Here is a 22,822-nt window from a genome sequence, read left to right on the forward strand (position 1 = left end):
CATGGCGCCTGCGCGCTGGGCCGTGGATTGCCGCGCTGCTTTGCTGCTCACAATGACGATCAACCGGCCTTAAGCCCCAGGTTCAGCCTGCGCGTGACGGTGTAATCCACCACCGTCACCAGGAACCAGCTGAGGCTCCAGCGGATGCGGGTCCACCACGTGCGGCGCCGGTGGTGCAGTTCGGGCGTGACTTCGGTGGAATAGGGCAGGTGCTGCGTGATGAACTGCCGCATCCGCTCGGCCAGCGCCTTGTCCTCGATCCGCAGCATGATCTCCAGGTTGAGATAGAGGCTGCGCATGTCGAAATTGGCCGAGCCGATATAGGTCACATCGTCCACCACGAAGATCTTGGCGTGCAGCTTGCACGGCTCGAATTCGTGGATCTGCACACCCCGGCGCAGCATGCGGCCGTAATTGGCTCGCGCCGCGCCGATCGTGGCCGCATTGTCGGATTTGGCCGCCAGCATCAGCCGCGCCTCGCCCCGTTCGGCAACATGGCCGATCCGCTGCACCATCGCCCGGCGCGGCGAGAAATAGGCGACCATCACGTCCAGCCTGCTGGCCATGGAAATATCGGTGACGATGCAGCGCGCCCAGGGACTCATCGTCTGTGAAGGGCCGCCCAGCAGCCAGCGCACCGATGTGGTGCCGGAATTCCAGCGCCGCACTTCTCGCCGCGTTTCCAGCAGGCGTACTGGCCGCTCGTCTGTCCAGCGGGCAAGGATGGCGAACCAATCGCACAGGCGCTTCACCGCATCGCCTTCCACCAGCACGCCCAGATCGTTCCAGCCGTTCTTCTCGGGCGGATCGAAATAGGCCTGTTCGATGTTGAACCCGCCGATCATCGCGGCCTCGCCATCCCGGATTGCCATCTTCTGGTGGTTGCGGATGAGATAGCGCACGTTCCAGTGCGAACTGAAACGCTGCACCACGCCGCCAGCCCCGGTCAGCGGTTCGAAGAAGCGGGCATCGGCGGTCGATCCGAAATCGTCCACGATCAGCGTCACCGCCACGCCGCGCCCTGCCGCCGCCGCCAGCGCATCGCGCACGGTGACGGCGCAGCGATCTGTGGCGAAGATGTAGTAATAGAGCTGCAGGCTGTGCTGCGCGGCGCGGATCAGGTCCAGCAGGGCGGCGAGCCGATCCTCCCCGCGGGGAAAGAAAGTCAGCTGCTGGTCCTGCGCGCGAATCGTGAAGGGATCGGGATCGCGATAGGGGGCCGGGCCTGCCGGTTCGGTACGCTCGCTCTCCATGACTGCAAGCAAAGAGCATAGCGGCTCCGCGCGGGCAACCCCGCGATCCCGCCGCGCACTTGCCATACGCCCGCCCCTTGGGGCCGTGCGGCGGCATTTCCTTGACTTTCGCGCCCCCCAAACCTAATTGGCGTGCTTTCCCGGCAGATTCATTTTCACTGGAGTGCCCATGGCGCGCGTTACCGTCGAAGATTGCGTCGACAAGGTTCCGAACCGTTTCGATCTCGTCCTGCTTGCCGCACAGCGTGCGCGCGAGATTTCCGGCGGCGCAGAACTGACCGTTGATCGCGATCGTGACAAGAACCCGGTGGTCGCCCTGCGCGAAATCGCCGACGAAACCGTGCGCCCGCGCGATCTGAAAGAATCGCTCACCCAGTCGCTGCAGCGCGTGCTGCCTGACGATGAGGATGAAGCGGATGAAATCGGTTCGCTGAGCCAGTCGGCCGAAGCGCTGCGCATCACTGCCGCGGCTCCGACCCGCTCGACTTCGATCGGCGCCGATTACGACGGCTGATCTTCCTCGCAGAAGATTGTCACGATCAAGGGGCCGCGCCGCAAGGTGCGGCCCTTTTGCTTTGCCCGCCCGCGATGTCCCTCCCCATGACCGGGGAATGACCGGGGGCCTCCCGGACTTGAATACCGTCATCGAACTGTAACAAAGTGCCCTCCAGCGGTTCGCACCGCACTGACTTGGGGGATAACCGGCATGGCCGTGATTGCGGTGTACAGCGTGAAGGGCGGCGTGGGCAAAACCACCATTGCCGCCAATCTGGCCTGGTGTTCCGCCGTGCAGGGTGAAAAGCGCACCCTGCTGTGGGATCTGGACCCGTCCAGCGGCGCCGCCTTCCTGTTCGGCGTGGAACCCAAGGCGAAGAAGAAAAGCGGTGCCGCCGGCATCTTCCGGGGCAAGGAAGAACCGCAGGACATGATCCTGCCCAGCGGATATTGGGGGCTGGACCTGCTGCCTGCAGATGACAGCCTGCGCGAGCTGGAACACAATCTGCTGGCGCTGGGCAAGAAGAAGCGGCTGGCCAAACTGGCCGAAGACCTGTCCGGCCAGTATCAGCGCATCATTCTGGATTGCCCACCGGTGCTGAACGAGATTTCCGCGCAAGTGATCCGCGCGGCGGATGTGGTGATCGTGCCCCTGCCGCCTTCGCCGCTGTCACAACGGGCGCTGGCATCCATCCGCAAGGAACTGGCCGCCAATCACAAACGCCATCCGCCGATCCTGCCGGTGCTGTCGATGTTCGATGCACGCCGGGGCCTGCACAAGCAGTTGAAGGCCGGAATGCCGGACTGGCCGGTGATCCCGATGAGCAGCGCGATAGAGCAGGTGGCGGAGCGGCAGGCCCCGCTCGGCAGCTTCGCCCCGAATTCACCCGGCGCCGCAGCTTTTGCCGGGCTGTGGCAGGCGATCGAGGCGAAGCTGGAAGAGCTTGGCGTGGCCTGAGAGGCCACACCCTCAATCTTATTCGGCCGCGGCTTCGCTGGCCGCGCCCTTCACATCAGCGGCAGTATCATTGGCCGCATCTTCCGCCGCGCCGATGGCATCTTCAACACCCTGCGATGCATCGTCCGCAGCCGAGCTGACCGTATCGCCCATGGCTTCGGCGGTATCGCCGGCCTGTTCCATCGCGGCATCGGCATTGTCTTCGGTTTCCTGCGAGCAGGCAGCCAAGGCAAGGCCGAGGATCGGGGCGGCCAGAAACAGCTTCTTCGCCATCAGCTTCTTCATCGCAATCTCCCTTTGTTGTCTGTGATCTGGGATTGTCGTGAAGGCACGCGCAGCGGCGCACCACCTTTGAAACGGCCGAACGGCGGACGGGGTTTCCCCATCCGCCGTTCCTGAGGCTCGCCCCACCCCGCAAGGGGCACTGCGCGCCGTCTGCCGTTATCAGGCCCCCTGCGGAGCCGCGCCACCGGAAAAGCGCTTGCCAGCCTTGGGAATGGCCGAACCATGCACCGGGCGGACGATGGACGGGCCGGAAGGATGTTCGGGCCGGTCGATCTTGCCTTCTTCCAGCAGCTGCTTGATTTCCTCGCCGCTCAGCGTTTCATATTCCAGCAGAGCCTGCGCCAGCAGTTCGAGCTGTTCGCGATGTTCGTTCAGCAGATCGGTCGCGCGCTTATGGGCGCCGTCCACCAATCCACGAATTTCAGCGTCGATCAGCTTGTTCGTTTCGTCCGACATCATGGTGCGGTGCGATCCGCCCATGCCCAGATAGCCTTCCTGCTGTTCTTCATATTGCAGCGGGCCAAGCTTGTCAGACATGCCCCATTTGGTGACCATGTTGCGGGCAAGGCTGGTGGCATACTGAATGTCGGAGCTGGCGCCGGAACTGACCTTGTCATGCCCGAAGATCAGTTCTTCCGCCACGCGCCCGCCCATGCTGACTGACAGGTTCGCATGCATCTTGTCGCGGTGATAGGAATAGCTGTCGCGTTCGGGCAGGCGCATCACCATGCCCAGCGCGCGGCCGCGCGGGATGATGGTGGCCTTGTGGATCGGGTCCGAAGCCGGTTCGTGGACGGAAACGATTGCGTGGCCGGCCTCGTGATAGGCGGTCATCTTCTTCTCGTCCTCGGTCATCACCATGGAGCGGCGTTCCGCACCCATCATGACCTTGTCCTTCGCGTCCTCGAATTCCTGCATGGCGACAAGGCGCTTGTTGCGCCGCGCGGCCAGCAGGGCAGCCTCGTTCACGAGGTTGGCAAGATCCGCACCGGAAAAGCCGGGCGTGCCGCGCGCGATGGTGCGCGGGTTCACGTCAGGCGCCAGCGGCACCTTCTTCATGTGAACCGAAAGGATCTTCTCGCGGCCTTCGATATCGGGGATCGGCACCACGACCTGGCGGTCGAAACGACCCGGGCGCAGCAGCGCCGGGTCCAGCACGTCAGGCCGGTTGGTGGCGGCGATGATGATGATGCCTTCGTTCGCCTCGAAGCCGTCCATTTCGACCAGGAGCTGGTTCAGCGTCTGCTCGCGCTCGTCATTCGAATTGCCGAGGCCATGGCCGCGATGGCGGCCCACGGCGTCGATTTCGTCGATGAAAACGATGCAGGGCGCGTTCTTCTTGGCCTGTTCGAACATGTCGCGCACGCGGCTGGCGCCGACGCCCACGAACATTTCGACGAAGTCGGAACCCGAAATGGTGAAGAATGGCACGCCCGCCTCACCCGCGATGGCGCGGGCCAGCAGGGTCTTGCCGGTACCGGGCGAACCGACCAGCAGCGCGCCCTTGGGAATCTGGCCGCCCAGCTTGGAAAAGCGCTGAGGGTCTTTCAGGAACTCGACGATTTCCTGCAGTTCCTCGCGCGCTTCATCGATGCCGGCGACATCGTCGAACGTCACGCGGCCATGGCGTTCGGTCAGCAGCTTGGCCTTCGACTTGCCGAAGCCCATCGCGCCCGAACCACCGCCCTTCTGCACCTGACGCAGCGCGAAATAAGCGACGCCCAGAATCAGCAGGAACGGCAGGGCATTGACCAGCACGACCATCAGCAGGTTCGGCTCGGCCGGGGCCTTGCCTTCATAGCGGACGCCGTTTTCCTCCAGCAGCTTGGGCAGTTCGGTATCGTTCGCCACCGGAATGGTGGTGAAGGGTTCCTTGTTCTTCAGCACACCGTTGATACGGTCGGCCGCGATCTGCACCTGCTCCACACTGCCTTCCGCCACCTTGGAGCGGAATTCGGAATAGGGCATCGAAGTGCCCTGCTGGGCCGCGCCGGAACCGAGCATGGAGACGACCAGCAGCAAAGCCACGAAGATCCCGCCCCATACGGCGAGATTCTTGATCCAGGGATTGCCACCCGGTTCGCGATCGGGGTCGCGGTTGGGATCGGGTCCGTCACTCATTGGTCTGTCCTGCCTTTCAACTCCCGATAATGTAGGTCGGGCGGCGTGAATGGCAAGCTAACGCGCGCAATTCCGCCTAAGGCCTTATGCCGTGGCGGGAATGAAGCTGCGTTCCCCATTGCGGGTTACTTCGATCCGGCAGATCAGCCCGTCACGCAGCGTGTAATCCGCAATCACCGGGGCAAGAAGCACATCGCCCTTGCGCATCGGCCCCAGCGGGCAGTGAGGCGCATCGCGCAGGGCTGTGAAGCGGCTGGTGGCTGTGGCGCGAATATGATGGTCGCTCGCCTCGATACTTTCGAAGGTCACTTCCTCGCGAATGTCGGCAAAGACCGGGCGGTAGAAGTCGATAATCGCCTGTTTGCCCTCGAAAGTCCCGAAAGAGTGGAGCGTGAACACCACATCGTCGGTGTAGAAAGTCGGCCATCGTTCGAAATCGGCATTCGAAAATGCCGCACCATATGCCCGGAAGGCCGCAAGCTGGCTGGCATGGGGGCCAAGGCGGGGCAGCTTGCTCACGCCCTGCTCGGGCGGCCAGACCATGGTTTTCAGTTCCACGATCCGGCCCTGATCGTTGAAGCGATAGCTGGCGAGAAACTTCACCGTTAGCAGATCGCCCGGATGCATCGCACCGAAGGGGAAATCGGGCCGGTGCTTCGTGGCGTGGAAATCCATGTCCACTTCGGCAAACAGCAGCCGGTCGTCGGAAAGGACCGCCTGCGGGCGGATAATCTCGCGCACCCCGTCATGCGCCCAGGCGAGGAATTCGCGCAGCCCCTGCTTGCCGTGGCGGGCGCCGCTGGCGCTCAGCATCACGCAATCCTCGGCATAGAAGCGCCGGATCACTTCCTCGTCATCGCCAGTGTTGAACAATTCCACATAGGTTGCGTAATCGAGCATCCGCCTGTCTCCCCCGAACGGCTCTGTCGCGGCCGCATTGGGCGGCACTATCGCCCTGCTGCGCGGCGTTGGAAAGCCCTGCCGACCATCCCGCTGGCCAAGCGATGCTTTCGCGCTAGGATCGCCAAAACATATTGGGAGACACCCGCCGCATGGCCGACCTTTCGCCGCTGTTCACGCCCTTCCGCCTCAAGGGGCTGGACCTGCCCAATCGCTTCGTCATGCCCGCCATGCAGCGCGGCATGTGTGAGGATGGCAGGCCCAGTGCGGCGCTGGCCGCCTATTACCGCCGCCGGGCGGAAGGGGGCGTGAAGCTGATCGTGGGTGAAAGCGCGGCAGTGGATCACCCCACTGCCACCCGCCAGCCATCCTCCGCCCATATCACGGCGGCCACGCGCGATGCATGGGCGCATTGCGTGGATGAGGTGGGCAAGGCAGGCGGCCACATGCTGATCCAGCTGTGGCACGAAGGCGCGGTGAGAAAGGACGACGGGCTTTCCATCAGTCCTTCCGGCATGGTCCAGCCCGGCCGCCCCAATGGCCGCCCCGCGACGGCGGAAGAACTTGGCGAACTGGTGGAAGCCTATGCCCGCTCCGCCCTCGTGGCGCAGGAAGCCGGCGCGGCGGGCGTGGAAGTGCATGCCGCCCATGGCTATCTGTTGGACCAGTTCCTGTGGGCCGGGATCAACCGGCGCGAAGATGGCTATGGCGGGGAGGACATCCGCAACCGCGCGCGCCTTCCGGCAGAGATCGTGGCCGCCATCCGCGCCGCCTGCGGGCCGGATTTCGTGATCTCGCTGCGCTTCTCGCAATGGAAGGAAGTGGATTATTCCGCCCGCATCGCCGCCACGCCGGAAGAACTGGAAATCTTCACCGGCATGATGAAGGCCGCCGGGGTGGACGTATTACATGCTTCCACCCGCCGTTTCTGGGAGCCGGAATGGCCGGGCGATGCGCGCAATCTGGCGGGCTGGACCAAGGCGAGCAGCGGCCTGCCCGTCATCACCGTGGGCAGCGTGGGGCTGGATACGGATGTGATGACCACTTTCATCGAAGGCAAGGATGCCCGCCCCCGCGTGGCAGAAGCGATCGACGATCTGGAAGCCCGCATCGCCGCCGGTGAATTCGATCTGGTTGCCGTGGGCCGCGCGCTGATCGGCGACCCGGATTTCGTGCGCAAGATCGAAGCGGGCGACCATGGCGCCATCCGCCACTTCGCCCGATCCGATCTCGGCGCGCTGGAATGGGACACAGATATTATCCACGCCGCCCACGCATGACAGGCATTTCCTGCCAATCGTATGCTTGCGACTGAACGGCGCTTGTTGCATGGCCGGGCGCGAGACTGGACTCGCAGGCAAAGGCAAACGGTACTGGCATGGCGAAGAGCGACCCGCTGAACGGAAAACTGGTGGTGCTGCTGGGCGGCAGCGGCTTCGTTGGCACCCATCTGGCGCAGAACCTGCTGGCGCGCGGCGCCCGCCTGCGCATTGCCAGCCGCCACCCGGAACGCGCCTTCAAGCTGAAGCCGCTGGGCAATCTGGGCCAGACCCAGTTCGTGGCCTGCGACGTGACGAAGCCCGACACTGTGCGCGCCGTGCTGACCGGCGCCGATGCGGCGATCTATCTGGTCGGTTCCTTCAGCGGCAATCTCGACGCCATTCAGGCCCGTGGTGCTGGCGTAGCGGCGGAAGCTGCGGCGCAGGCCGGACTGGACAGCTTCGTGCTGGTTTCCGCCATCGGCGCCGATGCCGCTTCGGAATCGGCCTATGCCCGCACCAAGGCTGCCGGTGAGGAAGCCGTGCTGGCCGCCTTCCCCAAGGCAACGATCATCCGCCCCGGCGTGCTGTTTGCCGAAGACGACAAGTTCGTGAACCTGTTCGCCGGCCTCGTCTCAGCCCTCCCGGTCCTCCCGGTGTTCGGCCCCGAAGCAAAGCTGCAGCCCCTGTGGGTGGACGATGCGGCGGAAGCCATCGGCAATGCGCTGGGCGATCCGAAGAAGCATGGCGGCAAGACCTACGAAATCGCGGGACCGGAAGTGCTCACCATGGGCCAGCTTCACCGCCTGATCGCCAAGGGCCAGGAACGCAATCCGCTGCTGCTCGACATGCCCGATGCCATGTCCGCCCTGTTCGCCGCCCTGCCCGGCACTCCGATGAACCGCGATCAGTGGATCATGCTCAAGGCAGGCAGCGTTCCGTCGGGCAAGCTGCCCGGCCTCAAGGCGCTGGGCGTCTCACCCAAGCCGCTGGAGCTGTTCCTGAACAAATGGATGGTCCGCTTCCGCAAGCACGGCCGTTTCGGCACGAAGATCAGCGCGGTGAAGCACCACGAGGGTTGAGCGGAGGGCGCGGCGCCCATTTCCTAGCCCCAACAAGCACCCCGCCCGTTCGTCCTGAGCCTGTCGAAGGACGCGGACGACGTTAATCCCAGGGGACTTCGACCCCGGAGAATTCGCATCACATAAACGGCTTGGCGTGAGCCTTGGTCTGATGCTTGCGCGCGTCCTTCGACAGGCTCAGGACAAACGGGTTTGAGAGGAGGCTCTCACTTCGCCTAAATCGGCTCCACCAACAGCACTGCGCCATCGCTGCCCGTGATCCGCACGCGAGCGCCCGCCGGGGCGTCGGCGCCCTTGGCCAGCCATTCGCTGTCGCCGTAATGGACCTTGCCCGAACCGGCCTCGATCGGCTGGCTGACAATGGCCACTTCGCCCACCAGACGCGCGCCGCGGCGGTTCATCTTGGGGTCGGCCTCGGCCACCGGATTATCGCGCAGATAGCGGCGGCCTAAGAAGACCGCGACGATGGCCAGCACTCCGAAGATCACGATCTCCAGCGGCAGGCCCAGCGGGACGAGCCAGGCAAGGATGCCGGTGATGATCGCTGCGCCTGCCAGCCAGATCAGGAACACGCCCGGCACGGCCATTTCGGCCGCCGCCAGAAACAGCCCGATGGCCAGCCATGCCCAGTGCGAATCGAGGCTGGAGAGTTCCTGCATCACTGCCCACCCCCTGCCGGCGGCACGCTGCGGCGCGGGGCAGGCGGCGGCGTGGGAGCCGGGGGCGCGCTGCCGCCGCCCACTGCATCCTTCACCAGCTCACCGATCCCGCCGAGCGATCCGATCAGCTGCGTCGCCTCAACCGGGAACAGGATCGTCTTGGCATTGGGCGAGGTGGCGAACTTGCCCACCGCATCTGTGTATTTCTGGGCGATGAAGTAATTGATTGCCTTGCTACCGGAGGAGGCAATGGCATCGGACACCATCTGCGTGGCGCGCGCTTCCGCCTCGGCCTCGCGTTCACGCGCTTCGGCATCGCGGAAGGCGGATTCGCGGCGCCCTTCGGCGGCGAGGATCTGCGACTGCTTGAGGCCTTCCGCGCGCAGAATGTCCGAGGCGCGCTTGCCTTCCGCTTCCAGAATCTCCGCGCGCTTCTCGCGCTCGGCCTTCATCTGGCGGGTCATCGCGTCGGAAATGTCGCGCGGCGGGCGGATGTCCTTGATCTCCACGCGGGTGATCTTCACGCCCCACGGCGCCGTGGCGTGATCCACCACGGACAGCAGCTTGGCATTGATCTCGTCACGCTTGGAAAGCGTCTCGTCGAGGTCCATCGAGCCCATCACGGTGCGCAGGTTCGTGGTCGTCAGCGCCATGATCGAGAGATAGAGGTTGTGCACCTCGTAAGCGGCCTTGCCCGCATCCAGCACTTGAAAGAACACCACGGCATCCACGCCAACCATGGCGTTGTCGCGAGTGATGATTTCCTGCCCCGGAATGTCGAGCACCTGTTCCATCATGTTCACCTTCTGCCCGACACGGTCGATGAAGGGGATGATCAGGTGCAGGCCCGGCTCTGCCGCCAGAGTGAACTTGCCCAGCCTTTCGATGGTGTAGACATAGCCCTGGCGCACCACGCGCACGCCCATCATCAGGAACATGAACACCACCACCAGGATGGCGATCAGAAAGCCGCTCATTGTCCGTTCTCCCCTTTGCAGACGGCACGATGTTACCGCAGCCCTGCCCCCGGGCAAGCAAAACCGGACAGGACGGCCCCGCCCCAACCGCTTCACGCCCAATGCCGAAAGGTGACGCAATCCCGCCCGTGAAATGCAAGGCCGTGCCCCGCGTGGAAGCGCCGGTTTTCCATGGTTTCCTGCCCGTCTCCAGTGACAAGATTTGTTACCTTTCGCGCCGTGGCATGAAGCCGAACGAAGAACATTCAGGCAGGCATTTCCTGCCATCCCCAAGGCCGAACCAGATTTGTCGCAAGTAGGAAAGCGGCGATTGTGCACGCCGCTTCAAAGGCCTAATGTGATTGCACAAGGCGCCGCGAACGCGCGAGCCGCATTGCAACAGGGGCTGGAAGAGCGGCCGCAACCGCTCCCGGCGGAAACGGGGATGAGGGAGTTTTCATGAAACGCGTCATTGGCTTGGCAATGGGTGCCGCGCTCGTCTGCACGGGTGCGATCGCTTCGGCACAGACCGACACTGCAACCGCTCCGGCGCCTGCCGCAGAGCCTGCTGCCGCACCGGCCGCGCCTGCCGCTCCCAGTGGCGACGAAGGCGATGCGCCCAAGGCACCCAATCCCTTCCTGCCCGTGCCGCTGGGCGACGGCCCGTGGGATTACCAGACCGAGAAGGCGAAGATCCACGTGGAGGTCGTCACCAAGGGGCTGGAACGCCCCTGGGGCATGGCCTTCCTGCCCAATGGCGACATGCTGGTGACTGAACGGCCCGGCCGCCTGCGCATCGTCAGCAAGGCGGGCGTGCTCGACCCCACTCCGATCGCGGGCCTGCCCGAAGTCTATCACGTCGGCATCGCCGGGCTGATGGACGTGGTGCTGCACCCCGATTTCGCGAAGAACCGGCTGATCTATCTCAGCTATTCCAAGGCCGATCCGAAAGACCCGAAGAACACCACCCTAGCCGTGCTGCGCGCCAAGTGGGACGGCAGCCACCAGCTGAGCGACGTGAAGGAAATCTTCGAGGCCGATGCCTGGTACGGCAAGGAGCCGGTGCCGGCCAAGTGCTGCGGCCAGGGCCCGGTCTACGGCAGCTATGGCGGCCGCATGGCCTTCGACACGGAAGGCTATCTGTTCATCGCCAGCGGCGACCGCAATTATGGCGAAATGGTGCAGAAGACCGACAATCATTTCGGCAAGATCCTGCGCCTGAACGACGATGGCTCCGTGCCTGACGACAATCCCTATGTCGGCGAGAAGGACTGGAAGCCCGAGATCTGGACCATCGGCCACCGCAACCCCACCGGGCTGACGGTCGATTCCGAATATGGCGAGATCTGGTCCACCGAATTCGGCCCGCGCGGCGGCGACGAGTTGAACCGCATCAAGCGCGGCGAGAATTATGGCTGGATGGATGTGACGCAGGGCCATCATTACGACGATACGCCCGCCAAGTTCATCAAGGACGAGCCCGGCTTCGTCGATCCGCTGGCTGTCTGGGGCCCGCCTTCGGCCAATCCCGGCAATCTGACCTTCTATCACGGCCGCAAGATCCCCGGCTGGGACGGCAATCTGTTCATCGCCATGATGAACAAGTCGCTGCTGCGGCTGGAATTTGATTCCAAGGGCGATCCCTCGGGCAAGCAGGAAGCCCTGTTGGAAGATCTGAAGCAGCGCCTGCGCGACGTGCGGCAGGGACCGGACGGCAACCTCTATGTCCTCACGGATGAAAACGCCGGGGTCATGCTGAAGATCACCGCCGGCAAATAAGACCGGCGGGACATACGGGAGAGGAGGACGAAACGATGCTGAACCAAGCCGATAACGAACTCCTCACCCGGATCGGGCCGGGCACGCCGATGGGCGCCATGCTGCGCGAATATTGGGTACCCGCCTGCCGTTCCGCAAAGCTTGAGGCCGATGGCGCGCCGGAGCGCATCCGCCTGTTCGGCGAAAACTTCGTCGCCTTCCGCGCAACCGATGGGCGCGTGGGCTTCATGCAGGAAGCCTGCCCCCATCGCTGCGCCAGCCTGGCCCTTGCACGTAACGAGGATAACGGCCTGCGGTGCATCTTCCATGGCTGGAAATTCAGCGTGGACGGCGTGTGCGTGGACGCGCCGACCGAGCCGCGCGGCCAGCGCGAGAAATTCGCCGAAAGCGTGCCCGTGCGCAGCCACCCCACCCATGAGGCGGGCGGGCTGGTGTGGGTCTATCTCGGGGCCAAGGCCAAGCCGCCGCGCTTCCCGGATTACGAGTTCACCGGCCTGCCCGACAGCCATGTGCAGCCCATGCGCGGCATCATCCGCACCAATTGGCTGCAAGGTCTGGAGGCATTGCTGGACAGCGCCCATGTCGGCTTCCTTCACGCCACCAACCTCGCCAGCGTGATTGGCCGCAATTACTTCAAGGCTGAGAGCGACTACATCCTGAACGATGGCGCGCCCGTATTCGAATTCGACGAGCGTCCCTATGGCTTCCGCGAAGGCGCGATCCGCGAGGAAGGGGAGCATCGGTCCTATGCGCGGGTGCGCGAAGTGGCTCTGCCCTTCTTCTCCTTCATTCCCGCCGCACCCAGCGGGCCGCGCGTAACCTGCTGTTCGATCCCCATCGACGATGTCACCACCGCGCAGTGGTATATCTCCTATGATACGCAGGCCCCGCTCGCTCGCCAGATGATGAGCGCCATGGGCGACTGGTCGGGCGATCCCGACCATTTCAATGCCGATATGGGCGATGCCTCCAACCTCTGGCACCAGGACCGGCAGGCCATGCGCGACGGGCACTGGAGCGGCATCGTCAATCGCAGCAATGCCTATGAGGATTTCGCGGTGCAGGAATCCATGGGCGCCATCGTGGACCGCACGCAGGAATATCTCGGCACCTGCGACCGGGTGATCTACCGCGCGCGGCGCCTGCTGCTCGATGCGGTGAACCGCCATCGGGAAACGGGCGAGCTGTCCTTCGTAGGCGAAGAGATCGACTATGGCGCGATCCGCGCCGTCTCCTTCGCCTTCGGGCGGGAGGAAGACTGGCGCGAGGTGGACTGGCAGGCGATGACGGCCGAAGCCGCCGAATAGCTCAGCGCGCCCCCCGCCCCAACTCGCCCATCTGTTCCAGCCATTGTTCTGCCTGCTTCGGCGCGGCGCCTTCCACCATGCCGATCAGGGTGGAACGCACCGGCTTGATGCCGGAGAATTTCAGGATGTTGCGCTCAAGGCTGCGCAGGCTGTGGGCGCGATAGAAGAAGCGATAGAACGCGGCCGGCATGCCCATGGTGATAACCACGCGGGCCGAGCGGCCTTTGAGCAGGGGCACCGGCATTTTGCCTTCCCCGATGGCGAAATTCGGCCGAGCGACCTGTTCGAAGAAACCCTTCAGCAGTGCGGGCATTTCGCCCAGCCACAGCGGATAGAAGATCGCCAGATGCTGCGCTTTGGTGATTGCCTGCTGCGCGGCAGCGATAGCGGGAACCGGCGGTTCTTCCGCCCATTCATGGCGGCTGCGCAACAGGGGGAAATCCAGCCCGGCAAGGTCGATCCGATCCACCGAATGGCCCGCACCGCGCGCGGCCTCTTCATAGGCATCGGCAAGGGCATGGCCCAGCCGCGCCGGATCGGGATCGGGATGGCCGTCGATAATCAGGATGTCGGTCATGCGGGCGCCTCCGCCGCCGGGGTAGCCGCAAGGAATTGCAGCCACATGACGGCGATGGCGCAGCCTATTGTGCGTTGCCGGGGCAGGCAAGCCGCCCCGGAACCAGCGCGGATCAATCCGCCCAGTAAAGCCGCATCGGATTATCGACCAGCAGCTTGCGCTGCAGTTCCTCAGTCGGGGCGATGCGGGGGATCATTTCCACCAGATGGCCGTCATCGGGGATCTTGTCCTGCATATTGGGGTGCGGCCAGTCCGTGCCCCAGATGCAGCGATCCGAATAATCGGCCACCAGCGGCGCGACTGCTTCGGCGAAGGCGTTCCACGGATCGCCCGTGCCATCGAGGCGATCGGGGCAGGTGGGCTTGAAGTGAATATCCGGCCGGCTGTCCAGCAGGTTGCGGAAGGCCTTCATGTCGGCGCCATCGGGGCCCTGCGTCACGTCGGGGCGGCCCATGTGGTCGATCACCAGCGGCACCGGGATCGCATCCATGAAGGGGCGCAGATCGTCGAGAATATCGGCCTCGAAATAGATCACCACGTGCCAGCCCGCGGGCAGGCGCTTGCTGACTTCAAGGAACTTGTCCTTGGGCGCATCGTCCACCAACCGCTTGAGGAAGTTGAAGCGGATGCCGCGCATGCCGCCTTCATGCAGCTTCGCCAGCTCCTCTTCCGAGATCGCGGGATCGACCACGGCCACGCCGCGCGCCTTGCCGTTGGACTTCGCGATGGCATCCAGCGTGGCGGAATTGTCCGTGCCGTGGCAGCTGGCTTGCACGATCACATTCTTGTCGAACCCCAGATGATCGCGCAGCGCGAACAGCATGTCCGGGCCGGCATCCTCGGGCAGGTACTTCGCCTTGGGGCTGAAGGGGAACTGCGCCATCGGGCCGAACACATGGCAATGCGCATCCACCGCGCCCGGGGGCGGAGTGAACTTCGGCTTCGAAGGGTTGGCATGCCAGCTGGTGATGCGATCGGTGCTCATTACCAATAACTCCGTCTGCCCCGAGTTTGTCGAAGGGCCGTTTTGTTCTTCACCCGTATCCCGGCCTCAAGGAGGAAAGGCGCTCCTTCGACAGGCTCAGGACGGACGGGTTGTGGAAGGGATCAAACGAACACCACCCCGTCCATCAGCTTGCGCGCGGTGCGCAGCAGGGCGGAGCTGGTGACTTCCCCGGCGTCGTTCACTTCCAGCACGCAGCTCATTTCGCCGGTGGGATGTTCCACCGACAGGGTCTTGCGGCTGCCTTCGGGAAGCTGCGCCACTGCATTGGCGGGCGATCCCTTGAGCAGGCTGGCCGTGGCCACGCTGACCGCGGCGAGCACGCCGATGGTCGCATGGGCGCGGTGCGGGATGAAGCTGCGGGTGTTGATCGCCCCGCCATTCTTCGGCGGCGAGACGAGGAACATCTTGGGGACGGACTTTTCCTTCACGTCGCCAAGGTTCATCAGTGGCCCGGCGGCAAGGCGGATGCTCTCGATCTTCGCGCGGATCGCGGCGAAGCCTTCGCCTTCCAGTTCCTCGCGCGTTTCATAGCCCGTGGCGCCAAGGTCTTCTGCCTTCATCACGATGCAGGGCATGCCATTGTCGATCAGCGTGCAGGCCACGCCTTCGATCACATCCACCACATTGCCCGTGGGCAGCAGCGCGCCGCAGGAAGAACCGGCCGTGTCGCGGAATTCCAGCGGCACCGGGGCATGAGTGCCCGGCACGCCGTCGATCCGGGCATCGCCTTCGTAGCTGACTACCCCGCCCGGCGTCTGCACCGTGGCGACGGCGGCCTGGCCGGTATTCTCCATGAAGATCGAAACCCTGGTTTCGTCCCCCGTGGCGGCAACCAGCCCACGCTCGATGGCGAAAGGGCCAATGCCCGCAAGGATATTGCCGCAATTCTGCGCATCGGTGACGATGGCCTGATCGACGAAGACCTGCAGGAACAGGTAATCGACATCGATCCCTTCCCGCTCGCTCTTCTTCACCACGCCTACCTTGCTGGTCAGCGGGTCGGCGCCGCCCATGCCGTCGATCTGGCGCGGATCGGGGCTGCCCATCACGCCCAGCAGGAAGGCATCGCGCTGCGCCAAATCGGCGGGCAGGTCGCTGGCGAGGAAGTACCCCCCCTTGGAGGTACCCCCGCGCATCCACATGACGGGTGCCGATTTCATGTCAGATCCACTTCAGGCCCATGTCGATCAGCTTCTGGCGGAAGCCATACATGTCGAGACCCAGTTCGCCCGATGCAAGGCGTTCGCGCTTGGAACCTTCGTTCGCTTCGCGCGCACGGGCCTTTTCCAGCACCATGGCGGCATCGGCACGCTTGACCACGCAGACGCCGTCATCGTCGGCCACGATCACGTCGCCCGGCTCGATATAGGCACCGGCGCAGACCACCGGCACGTTCACGCTGCCGAGGCTGGCCTTGATCGTGCCCTGCGCGAAGACGCGCTTGGACCAGACGGGGAAGTCCATTTCGGTCAGGTCGCGCACATCGCGCACGCCTGCGTCGATGATCAGGCCCTTCACGCCGCGCGCCTGTGCGCTGGTGGCCAGAAGGTCGCCGAAATAGCCGTCTTCGCAAGGGGAAGTCGGCGCGATCACGAGGATGTCGCCATCCTGGCACTGTTCGATCGCGGCATGGACCATGTAATTGTCGCCCGGGGGCACGCTGATCGTCACGGCCGAAGCGCCGATACGCGCGCCGGAATAGATCGGGCGCATATAGCTGGCGAGCAGGCCGGTGCGGCCCTGCGATTCATGGACGGTGGCGACGCCGCAGGCGCCCAGCCCTTCGACCACTTCGCGTTCCGCACGCTCGATCTTCTGGACGACGACTCCGCTCATCTCGGCTCTCCTCAAGGACTGGTGCCTGTGCATCGACCGACGCACATACAGAAAACACAGCCGGGCGCTTGCATCCGGCAGCGCCCCCGCGTCAAGCCTTCCTTGGGCCGGAAAGCCCTCCCGCCAAACTTGTAAGTAACACTTACATTCTGTAGATCGCCCGCGAGAGAGGAATCGGCGAATCCGAATCATGAGTGCGAACCTGCCCCGTCTGGCCCTGATCGGCTTCGGCGAAGCCGGATCGACCTTTGCCCGCGCCGGGCAATGGGGCGGCAGCGCCCGCGCTTTCGACATCAAGGCAGAACGCGGCGCAATCATGCAGCAATGCGGCATCACTGCCTGCACCAGCGCGGAACAGGCGCTGAGGGATGCGGTGCTGGTCCTGTCCCTTGTTACGGCCGATTCCGCCCTGCCAGTCGCTCGCGATTACGCGCCCTTCCTCACGCCCGGCACCATCTGGTGCGACATGAACTCCGTCTCGCCCGACACGAAGCGCAAGGCCGCGGCCAGCGTGGAGGAAATGGGCGGGCGCTATGTCGATGTGGCGGTGATGGCCCCGGTCGATCCCAAGGCGCTGGCAGTGCCCCTGCTGATCGCGGGCAAGGCCGCGCAAGAGGCAATGGGTCATCTGAACAGGCTGGGTTTTGCCAATACACCCATCGTGGGCGAGGAAGTGGGCCGCGCCAGCGCGATCAAGATGATCCGTTCCGTCATGGTCAAGGGGCTGGAGGCGCTGAGCTGGGAATGCGCGCAGGCGGCGCGCGCCGCCGGCGTGCTGGACGAAGTGACCGCCTCGCTCGACGCCAGCGAGAAGCACGAACCCTGGGCGGAGCGTTTCGCCTATAATCGCGAGCGGATGGAAACCCACGGCCTGCGCCGCGCCGCAGAAATGGAAGAGTCGGCCAAGACCCTTCTCGACCTCGGCATCGAACCCGTTATGACACGCGGCACTGTAGTGCTGCAGCGCCGGGCGGCCAAAGGCTGACAGGCCTGGCCGCACAGAGCGCATTTAGAAAAGGAACCGCACAGCATGACAATGGTGATCGACTGCCACGGCCATTACACCGTCCTGCCCAAGGGGCACGATGCCTGGCGCGAGGAGCAGAAGGCCGCCTTCAAGGCAGGCGTGGCCGCGCCGGCCTATCCCGAAATCTCCGATGACGAGATCCGCGAGACGATCGAGCAGAACCAGCTGCGCCTGATCAAGGAACGCGGCGCGGACCTGACCATCTTCTCCCCCCGCGCCAGCGCCATGGCCCCGCATGTGGGCGACCAGTCGGTCGCCGTGCCGTGGGCGCGCGCCTGCAACGACCTGATCGCGCGCGTGGTCGGCCTGTTCCCCGAAACCTTCGTGGGCGTGTGCATGCTGCCCCAGTCGCAGGAAGCGGACATGACCAGCTCCATCGCGGAGCTGGAACGCTGCGTTACCGAACTGGGCTTCATCGGCTGCAACCTGAACCCCGACGCCAGCGGCGGCTTCTTCAAGCAGCCGGCATTGACCGACAAGTTCTGGTATCCCTTCTACGAGAAGATGGTGGAGCTGGACGTTCCGGCGATGATCCACGTTTCGGGCAGCTGCAACCCGGCGATGCACGCCACGGGCGGCTATTACCTCGCGGCCGATACGGTGGCCTTCATGCAGCTGCTGGAAGGCGATCTGTTCTCCGATTTCCCGACCCTGCGCTTCATCATCCCGCATGGCGGCGGCGCGGTGCCCTATCACTGGGGCCGTTATCGCGGTCTGGCCGATATGCTGAAGAAGCCTGCGCTCGATCAGCATCTGATGAACAACATCTTCTTCGATACCTGCGTTTATCACCAGCCGGGCATCGACCTGCTGGCCGACGTGATCGAGAACAAGAACATCCTGTTCGGCAGCGAAATGGTGGGCGCGGTGCGCGGCATCGACCCGACCACCGGCCATTATTTCGACGATACGAAGCGTTATATCGACGCGCTCGATATCTCTGACACAGAGAAACACGCCATCTTCGAAGGCAATGCGCGTAAGGTGTTCCCGAGGCTTGATGCCAGACTGAAGGAACGTGGCCTATGACCGCAAACGAAACCGCCGCCATTGCAACCGGCCTTGCGCGCTGCGCAAAGCCGGAACGGTATATCCAGCAGCTTGTCAGCCACTGGGGCCACAAGATGGCCACCAGCTATGCCGACGGACTGGGCGCGTTTCCGTTTTCCGAGATCGAGAATGCCACCATGCAGGTGCATGGCGAAGGGATCGCGATCACCCTCGTCACCGGCGATGCGGAACGCAATGTCCACCTGCGCGGCGTGATAGAACGCCATATCGACCGTTTCGCCTTCAAAGAGGCGCCCCTGAGCTACGAATGGAAAGAACAATGAGCGACAAGAAGCAGAGGATCGACATCCACGAATACCTCGCGGCCTTCGACGATATCCCGGGCACCCGGGTGTTCACCGCGAAGCGCGCGCGCAAGGGCTATTGGCTGAACCAGTTCGCGATGAGCCTGATGAAGGCCGAAAACCGCGAACGCTTCAAGGCCGACGAAAGCGCCTATCTCGACGAGTGGAACCTGACCCCGGCGGCCAAGCAGGCCGTGCTGGATCGCAATTACAATGCGATGATCGATGAAGGCGGCAACGTCTACTTCCTGTCCAAGCTGTTCTCCACCGACGGCAAGAGCTTCCAGTTCGCCGCCGGTTCGATGACGGGCATGACTCAGGAAGAATATGCACAAATGATGATCAACGGTGGCCGTTCGCCCGAAGGCGTGCGTTCGATCAAGGGAGGTTTCTGATCATGGCACGCGTTACCACTGGCATTACGTCCAGCCACATTCCCGCGCTGGGCGCCGCCCTGCAGACGAAGACTTCGGACAATGAATATTGGGGCCCGGTCTTCAAGGGCTACGAACCGATCAAGGAATGGATCAAGCAGCCGGGCAACATGCCCGACGTGGTGGTGCTGGTTTATAACGACCACGCTTCCGCCTTCGACATGAACGTGATCCCCACCTTCTCGATCGGTTGCGCCGAAAGCTTCAAGCCCGCCGACGAAGGCTGGGGCCCGCGCCCGGTTCCCGACGTGATCGGCCACCCCGATCTTGCCTGGCACATCGCCCAGAGCCTGATCCTCGACGATTTCGACATGACCATCTTCAACAAGATGGATGTCGACCACGGCTGCACCGTGCCGCTCTCGATGATCTTCGGCGAGCCGGAAGAATGGCCGTGCAAGGTCATCCCCTTCCCCGTCAACGTGGTGACCTATCCGCCGCCGTCGGGCCGCCGCTGCTTCAACCTGGGCGATTCCATCCGCGCCGCGGTGGAAAGCTTCCCGGAAGACCTCAACGTCCATGTCTGGGGCACGGGCGGCATGAGCCACCAGCTGCAGGGTCCGCGCGCGGGCCTGATCAACAAGGAATTCGATCTCAACTTCATCGACAAGCTGATCGAAGACCCCGAAACGCTCAGCAAGATGCCGCATATCGAATATCTGCGCGAAGCAGGCAGCGAAGGCATCGAACTGGTGATGTGGCTGATCATGCGCGGCGCGCTGGGTGACAAGGTGAAGGATCTCTACACCTTCTACCACATCCCGGCTTCCAACACCGCGCTGGGCGCCCTGCTGCTCCAGCCGGAAGAAACCGCCGGCACCCCGCTCGAACCGCGCAAGGTGATGAGCGGCCACAGCCTTACCGCCGAGGCCTGATCGGTCAGGCAGATTTCACGGGCGCCTGCAACAGCGGGCGCCCGTCCCTATTTTCAACTCTAGCGAGACAGGAGAGCAGACATGCGCATTGCACTCGTGGGCGCCGGTGCTTTCGGTGAGAAGCACCTCGATGGCCTGAAGAACGTCGAAGGCGTCGAAATCACCTCCGTCATTTCCCGCCGGGCCGAACAGGCTGCGGAAGTGGCCGCCAAATATGGCGCGAAGCATTCGGGCACCGAACTTTCGGAAGCGCTGGAGCGCGACGATGTGGACGCGGTGATCCTGTGCACCCCCACCCAGATGCACGCCGAACAGGCCATTGCCTGCATGAACGCGGGCAAGCACGTGCAGGTGGAAATCCCCCTGTCCGACAGCTGGGCCGATGCCGAGGCAGTCGAAGCCAAGCAGAAGGAAACGGGCCTGGTCTGCATGGTGGGTCACACCCGCCGCTTCAACCCCAGCCACCAGTATGTTCATAACAAGATCGCAGCGGGCGAACTGAACATCCAGCAGATGGACGTTCAGACCTACTTCTTCCGCCGCAAGAACATGAACGCCAAGGGCGAGCCGCGCAGCTGGACCGACCACCTGCTGTGGCACCACGCGGCCCACACGATCGACCTGTTCGCCTATCAGGCGGGCAAAATCGTGACGGCCAACGCCATCCAGGGCCCCAAGCACCCGGAACTGGGCATCGCCATGGACATGTCGATCCAGCTCAAGAGCGAAACGGGCGCGATCTGCACCCTCTCGCTGTCGTTCAACAATGACGGCCCGCTGGGCACCTTCTTCCGCTACATCGGCGACAATGCGACCTACATCGCCCGTTACGACGATCTCGTCACCGGCAAGGAAGAGCCCATCGACCTGACCGGCACGACCATTTCGAACAATGGCATCGAACTGCAGGACCGTGAATTCGTCGCCGCGATCCGCGAAGGTCGCGAGCCGAATTCCTCGGTCTCCAGCGTGCTCGATTGCTACCGGGTGATCGGCGAACTGGCCGCCAGCCTCGAAGCGCAGGACGGCTGGTCCTGATTTCCGCACCGGCGCGCCGATTCTCCAACGTTTCGGCGCAGTTACGGTTGCGGATTTAGCGGCTAAGGCTAAATCATGACACGGGCTCAACGTAACAGACGTTGGGCCCGTGTTTATTTTGCGGAACTTGGGGGAGTATTCGCTTTGGCTGAGCTTGAGCGTATTTTAGGCGTGATGGAACAGATCAATCGTGAGATGCGGATCGTCGTCCACAAGGCCGGTCCGGACCTCAATGGCCGGATCGTAACCCTGCGCCAGGAATTCTCCACCGAGACGGGCAATCTGATCGGTTGCATGCCCGGCGACGAGCGCCTGCGCTATCGCCCTGACCTGTTCGCGGAATTCCAGCACCGGCTGGACGGCGTGCGCACCAGACTCACCAGCCATCAGGCCCGCTGGTCGCTCCATGCGATCAACACACAGCGCGACGATTACGTTCATTCGGCCGAAGCTGTGCATTCCAGCATCGCCGATTATCTCGACTGGGCGAAGGGCGCACTCTCTTCGCACTGAGCGCGCATCCGGCATCAGCAGCCATTTGCCATCGCGCGCCGTGTGGCTAAAGAGGGCCGGCACGGCGGCATACGCCGCCATCCGCTGAGCCCCATCACGCTCCAGACGAGGAAATCCATGAAGCGCCAACTGGCAAACCGCTCCGTCCATCCCGTCGGCCTCGGCTGCATGAACCTGTCCTGGGCCTATGGCACTCCGCCCAGCCAGGAAGACGGGATCAAACTGCTCAACCGCGCACTCGATCTGGGTTACGATCACCTCGACACTGCCCGCATCTATGGCGCGGGCAAGAACGAGGCGCTGATCGCCGAAGCACTGAAGGGCCGCCGCAAGGAGTTCTTCCTCGCGTCCAAATGCGGCATCGTGGTGGAAGGCCCCAAGCGCGGCGTGGATTGCAGCCCCGAGGCGATCGAAAGCGCGGTCGAGACCAGCCTGAAGCTGCTCGATACCGATCATATCGATCTCTATTACATGCACCGTTTCGATCCCAAGGTGCCGATTGCGGATTCCGTGGGCGCGCTGAAGGCCGCCATCGATGCGGGCAAGATCGGCGCCTATGGCGTTTCCGAATGGAGCTCCGCCCATATTCGCGAGGCCCATGCAATCCATCCGGTGGGCGCGGTGCAGACCGAATATTCGCTGTGGACCCGCAATGTCGAACTGGGCGTGCTGGATACCTGCAAGGAACTGGGCATCCCGCTGGTTGCCTTCTCCCCGGTGGGTCGCGGCGCGCTGGGCGGCGTTCTGAAAGACCCGACCACGCTGGAAGAAGGCGATCTGCGCAACATCATGCCGCGCTTCAACGCGGAAAACTGGCCGAAGAACCTGGCGCTGATCGAACAGTTCGTGGCCCTGGCCGCCGAAGCGGGCGTAACGCCGGGCCAGCTCGCCAATGCCTGGGTGCTGAGCCGCGGGGACAATGTCCATGTCATCCCCGGAACCACCAGCCTCCAGCATCTGGAAGACAATTACAACGCCGCCAACGTTGCCATCGCGCAGGATGTGCTTGACCGGGCGGATGCACTGATCAACCAACAGACCGTTGCCGGCCACCGTTATCACGACGCGATCCGGCCGACGATCGACACGGAAGATTTCGCCTGATCA

24 protein-coding genes are annotated in these 22,822 nt (G+C 63.7%); 14 read left to right on the plus strand and 10 right to left on the minus strand.

What is annotated here, in order from left to right; translation table 11 throughout:
* Positions 1-59: 59 nt before the first annotated feature.
* Entirely contained in the window at positions 60-1,253 is a 1,194-nt protein-coding gene (locus tag SZ64_RS12190; RefSeq protein WP_054531067.1) for a phospholipase D-like domain-containing protein, read from the minus strand.
* 169 nt (positions 1,254-1,422) lie between these two features.
* On the opposite strand from SZ64_RS12190, the gene rpoZ reads away from it, so the two are divergent.
* Positions 1,423-1,767 carry a DNA-directed RNA polymerase subunit omega gene (gene rpoZ / locus SZ64_RS12195; RefSeq protein WP_054531068.1) on the plus strand — a complete coding sequence of 115 codons (345 nt, stop codon included), beginning with the start codon at positions 1,423-1,425 and terminating at the stop codon, positions 1,765-1,767.
* A 192-nt stretch (positions 1,768-1,959) separates the two neighbouring features.
* Entirely contained in the window at positions 1,960-2,706 is a 747-nt protein-coding gene (locus SZ64_RS12200; RefSeq protein ID WP_054531069.1) for a ParA family protein, read from the plus strand.
* Between the two features lie 18 nt (positions 2,707-2,724).
* Here SZ64_RS12200 and SZ64_RS12205 read toward each other — a convergent pair whose 3' ends face one another.
* The 3 genes from SZ64_RS12205 to SZ64_RS12215 form a co-directional block, all read right to left on the minus strand.
* Positions 2,725-2,991 (minus strand): hypothetical protein, encoded by a 267-nt coding sequence (locus tag SZ64_RS12205; protein WP_054531070.1) that lies wholly within the window; start codon positions 2,989-2,991, stop codon positions 2,725-2,727.
* Positions 2,992-3,150: 159 nt separating this feature from the next.
* Positions 3,151-5,112, minus strand: coding sequence for an ATP-dependent zinc metalloprotease FtsH (gene ftsH, locus SZ64_RS12210; protein WP_054531071.1), 1,962 nt, complete (start codon positions 5,110-5,112; stop codon positions 3,151-3,153).
* Positions 5,113-5,196: 84 nt separating this feature from the next.
* Positions 5,197-6,012 (minus strand): nuclear transport factor 2 family protein, encoded by an 816-nt coding sequence (locus tag SZ64_RS12215; protein WP_054531072.1) that lies wholly within the window; start codon positions 6,010-6,012, stop codon positions 5,197-5,199.
* Between the two features lie 152 nt (positions 6,013-6,164).
* On the opposite strand from SZ64_RS12215, the gene SZ64_RS12220 reads away from it, so the two are divergent.
* Positions 6,165-7,292, plus strand: coding sequence for a hypothetical protein (locus SZ64_RS12220; RefSeq protein WP_054531073.1), 1,128 nt, complete (start codon positions 6,165-6,167; stop codon positions 7,290-7,292).
* A gap of 98 nt (positions 7,293-7,390) precedes the next feature.
* Complete coding sequence (locus SZ64_RS12225) at positions 7,391-8,353, plus strand: complex I NDUFA9 subunit family protein (RefSeq protein WP_054531074.1); 963 nt, start codon at positions 7,391-7,393, stop codon at positions 8,351-8,353.
* Positions 8,354-8,568: 215 nt separating this feature from the next.
* Here the strand turns inward: SZ64_RS12225 and SZ64_RS12230 are convergent, their stop codons facing one another.
* Both SZ64_RS12230 and SZ64_RS12235 read right to left on the minus strand, forming a co-directional pair.
* Positions 8,569-9,012 (minus strand): NfeD family protein, encoded by a 444-nt coding sequence (locus SZ64_RS12230; RefSeq protein WP_054531075.1) that lies wholly within the window; start codon positions 9,010-9,012, stop codon positions 8,569-8,571.
* Positions 9,012-9,989, minus strand: a complete 978-nt coding sequence (locus tag SZ64_RS12235; RefSeq protein ID WP_054531076.1) for an SPFH domain-containing protein — start codon at positions 9,987-9,989, stop codon at positions 9,012-9,014. The genes SZ64_RS12230 and SZ64_RS12235 overlap by 1 nt, the downstream gene beginning before the upstream one ends.
* Before the next feature lie 438 nt (positions 9,990-10,427).
* On the opposite strand from SZ64_RS12235, the gene SZ64_RS12240 reads away from it, so the two are divergent.
* A complete protein-coding gene (locus tag SZ64_RS12240) occupies positions 10,428-11,747 on the plus strand; it encodes a PQQ-dependent sugar dehydrogenase (RefSeq protein WP_054531077.1) in 1,320 nt (439 codons plus the stop codon).
* A gap of 35 nt (positions 11,748-11,782) precedes the next feature.
* Complete coding sequence (locus SZ64_RS12245) at positions 11,783-13,054, plus strand: Rieske 2Fe-2S domain-containing protein (RefSeq protein ID WP_054531078.1); 1,272 nt, start codon at positions 11,783-11,785, stop codon at positions 13,052-13,054.
* Between the two features lies 1 nt (position 13,055).
* On the opposite strand, the gene SZ64_RS12250 is transcribed toward SZ64_RS12245, so the two are convergent.
* From SZ64_RS12250 to SZ64_RS12265, 4 genes are all read right to left on the minus strand, one after another.
* On the minus strand, positions 13,056-13,631 hold the full coding sequence (locus tag SZ64_RS12250) for an NAD(P)H-dependent oxidoreductase (RefSeq protein WP_054531079.1): 576 nt from the start codon (positions 13,629-13,631) through the stop codon (positions 13,056-13,058).
* A 112-nt stretch (positions 13,632-13,743) separates the two neighbouring features.
* Positions 13,744-14,616, minus strand: a complete 873-nt coding sequence (locus SZ64_RS12255) for an amidohydrolase family protein (RefSeq protein WP_054531080.1) — start codon at positions 14,614-14,616, stop codon at positions 13,744-13,746.
* A gap of 122 nt (positions 14,617-14,738) precedes the next feature.
* On the minus strand, positions 14,739-15,797 hold the full coding sequence (locus SZ64_RS12260; protein WP_054531081.1) for a 4-oxalomesaconate tautomerase: 1,059 nt from the start codon (positions 15,795-15,797) through the stop codon (positions 14,739-14,741).
* Position 15,798: 1 nt separating this feature from the next.
* Entirely contained in the window at positions 15,799-16,473 is a 675-nt protein-coding gene (locus tag SZ64_RS12265; RefSeq protein ID WP_054531082.1) for a 4-carboxy-4-hydroxy-2-oxoadipate aldolase/oxaloacetate decarboxylase, read from the minus strand.
* Between the two features lie 190 nt (positions 16,474-16,663).
* On the opposite strand from SZ64_RS12265, the gene SZ64_RS12270 reads away from it, so the two are divergent.
* From SZ64_RS12270 to SZ64_RS12305, 8 genes are all read left to right on the plus strand, one after another.
* Positions 16,664-17,458 (plus strand): NAD(P)-dependent oxidoreductase, encoded by a 795-nt coding sequence (locus tag SZ64_RS12270; protein ID WP_054531083.1) that lies wholly within the window; start codon positions 16,664-16,666, stop codon positions 17,456-17,458.
* A gap of 45 nt (positions 17,459-17,503) precedes the next feature.
* The gene (locus tag SZ64_RS12275; protein WP_054531084.1) at positions 17,504-18,529 is read left to right on the plus strand and encodes an amidohydrolase family protein; all 1,026 of its coding nucleotides are present in this window, start codon (positions 17,504-17,506) and stop codon (positions 18,527-18,529) included.
* Positions 18,526-18,834, plus strand: a complete 309-nt coding sequence (locus SZ64_RS12280; protein ID WP_054531085.1) for a DUF2218 domain-containing protein — start codon at positions 18,526-18,528, stop codon at positions 18,832-18,834. Before SZ64_RS12275 ends, SZ64_RS12280 begins: the two co-directional genes overlap by 4 nt.
* The gene (ligA, locus tag SZ64_RS12285; RefSeq protein ID WP_054531086.1) at positions 18,831-19,250 is read left to right on the plus strand and encodes a protocatechuate 4,5-dioxygenase subunit alpha; all 420 of its coding nucleotides are present in this window, start codon (positions 18,831-18,833) and stop codon (positions 19,248-19,250) included. The genes SZ64_RS12280 and ligA overlap by 4 nt, the downstream gene beginning before the upstream one ends.
* A 2-nt stretch (positions 19,251-19,252) precedes the next feature.
* Positions 19,253-20,164 carry a class III extradiol dioxygenase subunit beta gene (locus tag SZ64_RS12290; protein WP_054531087.1) on the plus strand — a complete coding sequence of 304 codons (912 nt, stop codon included), beginning with the start codon at positions 19,253-19,255 and terminating at the stop codon, positions 20,162-20,164.
* An 81-nt stretch (positions 20,165-20,245) separates the two neighbouring features.
* Positions 20,246-21,202 (plus strand): Gfo/Idh/MocA family oxidoreductase, encoded by a 957-nt coding sequence (locus tag SZ64_RS12295; RefSeq protein WP_054531088.1) that lies wholly within the window; start codon positions 20,246-20,248, stop codon positions 21,200-21,202.
* 144 nt (positions 21,203-21,346) lie between these two features.
* Positions 21,347-21,715 carry a hypothetical protein gene (locus SZ64_RS12300; protein ID WP_162225117.1) on the plus strand — a complete coding sequence of 123 codons (369 nt, stop codon included), beginning with the start codon at positions 21,347-21,349 and terminating at the stop codon, positions 21,713-21,715.
* Between the two features lie 117 nt (positions 21,716-21,832).
* The gene (locus tag SZ64_RS12305) at positions 21,833-22,819 is read left to right on the plus strand and encodes an aldo/keto reductase (RefSeq protein ID WP_054531090.1); all 987 of its coding nucleotides are present in this window, start codon (positions 21,833-21,835) and stop codon (positions 22,817-22,819) included.
* Positions 22,820-22,822 lie beyond the last annotated feature (3 nt).

Source organism: Erythrobacter sp. SG61-1L, from assembly GCF_001305965.1.
In the GTDB taxonomy this organism is placed as follows: domain Bacteria; phylum Pseudomonadota; class Alphaproteobacteria; order Sphingomonadales; family Sphingomonadaceae; genus Andeanibacterium.

Excerpts from the sequence above, each read along its gene's own strand:
- SZ64_RS12190 (WP_054531067.1), bottom strand. The coding sequence starts at position 1,253 with ATGGAGAGCGAGCGTACCGAACCGGCAGGCCCGGCCCCCTATCGCGAT.
- rpoZ (WP_054531068.1), top strand. The coding sequence starts at position 1,423 with ATGGCGCGCGTTACCGTCGAAGATTGCGTCGACAAGGTTCCGAACCGT.
- SZ64_RS12200 (WP_054531069.1), top strand. The coding sequence starts at position 1,960 with ATGGCCGTGATTGCGGTGTACAGCGTGAAGGGCGGCGTGGGCAAAACC.
- SZ64_RS12205 (WP_054531070.1), bottom strand. The coding sequence starts at position 2,991 with ATGAAGAAGCTGATGGCGAAGAAGCTGTTTCTGGCCGCCCCGATCCTC.
- ftsH (WP_054531071.1), bottom strand. The coding sequence starts at position 5,112 with ATGAGTGACGGACCCGATCCCAACCGCGACCCCGATCGCGAACCGGGT.
- SZ64_RS12215 (WP_054531072.1), bottom strand. The coding sequence starts at position 6,012 with ATGCTCGATTACGCAACCTATGTGGAATTGTTCAACACTGGCGATGAC.
- SZ64_RS12220 (WP_054531073.1), top strand. The coding sequence starts at position 6,165 with ATGGCCGACCTTTCGCCGCTGTTCACGCCCTTCCGCCTCAAGGGGCTG.
- SZ64_RS12225 (WP_054531074.1), top strand. The coding sequence starts at position 7,391 with ATGGCGAAGAGCGACCCGCTGAACGGAAAACTGGTGGTGCTGCTGGGC.
- SZ64_RS12230 (WP_054531075.1), bottom strand. The coding sequence starts at position 9,012 with ATGCAGGAACTCTCCAGCCTCGATTCGCACTGGGCATGGCTGGCCATC.
- SZ64_RS12235 (WP_054531076.1), bottom strand. The coding sequence starts at position 9,989 with ATGAGCGGCTTTCTGATCGCCATCCTGGTGGTGGTGTTCATGTTCCTG.
- SZ64_RS12240 (WP_054531077.1), top strand. The coding sequence starts at position 10,428 with ATGAAACGCGTCATTGGCTTGGCAATGGGTGCCGCGCTCGTCTGCACG.
- SZ64_RS12245 (WP_054531078.1), top strand. The coding sequence starts at position 11,783 with ATGCTGAACCAAGCCGATAACGAACTCCTCACCCGGATCGGGCCGGGC.
- SZ64_RS12250 (WP_054531079.1), bottom strand. The coding sequence starts at position 13,631 with ATGACCGACATCCTGATTATCGACGGCCATCCCGATCCCGATCCGGCG.
- SZ64_RS12255 (WP_054531080.1), bottom strand. The coding sequence starts at position 14,616 with ATGAGCACCGATCGCATCACCAGCTGGCATGCCAACCCTTCGAAGCCG.
- SZ64_RS12260 (WP_054531081.1), bottom strand. The coding sequence starts at position 15,797 with ATGAAATCGGCACCCGTCATGTGGATGCGCGGGGGTACCTCCAAGGGG.
- SZ64_RS12265 (WP_054531082.1), bottom strand. The coding sequence starts at position 16,473 with ATGAGCGGAGTCGTCGTCCAGAAGATCGAGCGTGCGGAACGCGAAGTG.
- SZ64_RS12270 (WP_054531083.1), top strand. The coding sequence starts at position 16,664 with ATGAGTGCGAACCTGCCCCGTCTGGCCCTGATCGGCTTCGGCGAAGCC.
- SZ64_RS12275 (WP_054531084.1), top strand. The coding sequence starts at position 17,504 with ATGACAATGGTGATCGACTGCCACGGCCATTACACCGTCCTGCCCAAG.
- SZ64_RS12280 (WP_054531085.1), top strand. The coding sequence starts at position 18,526 with ATGACCGCAAACGAAACCGCCGCCATTGCAACCGGCCTTGCGCGCTGC.
- ligA (WP_054531086.1), top strand. The coding sequence starts at position 18,831 with ATGAGCGACAAGAAGCAGAGGATCGACATCCACGAATACCTCGCGGCC.
- SZ64_RS12290 (WP_054531087.1), top strand. The coding sequence starts at position 19,253 with ATGGCACGCGTTACCACTGGCATTACGTCCAGCCACATTCCCGCGCTG.
- SZ64_RS12295 (WP_054531088.1), top strand. The coding sequence starts at position 20,246 with ATGCGCATTGCACTCGTGGGCGCCGGTGCTTTCGGTGAGAAGCACCTC.
- SZ64_RS12305 (WP_054531090.1), top strand. The coding sequence starts at position 21,833 with ATGAAGCGCCAACTGGCAAACCGCTCCGTCCATCCCGTCGGCCTCGGC.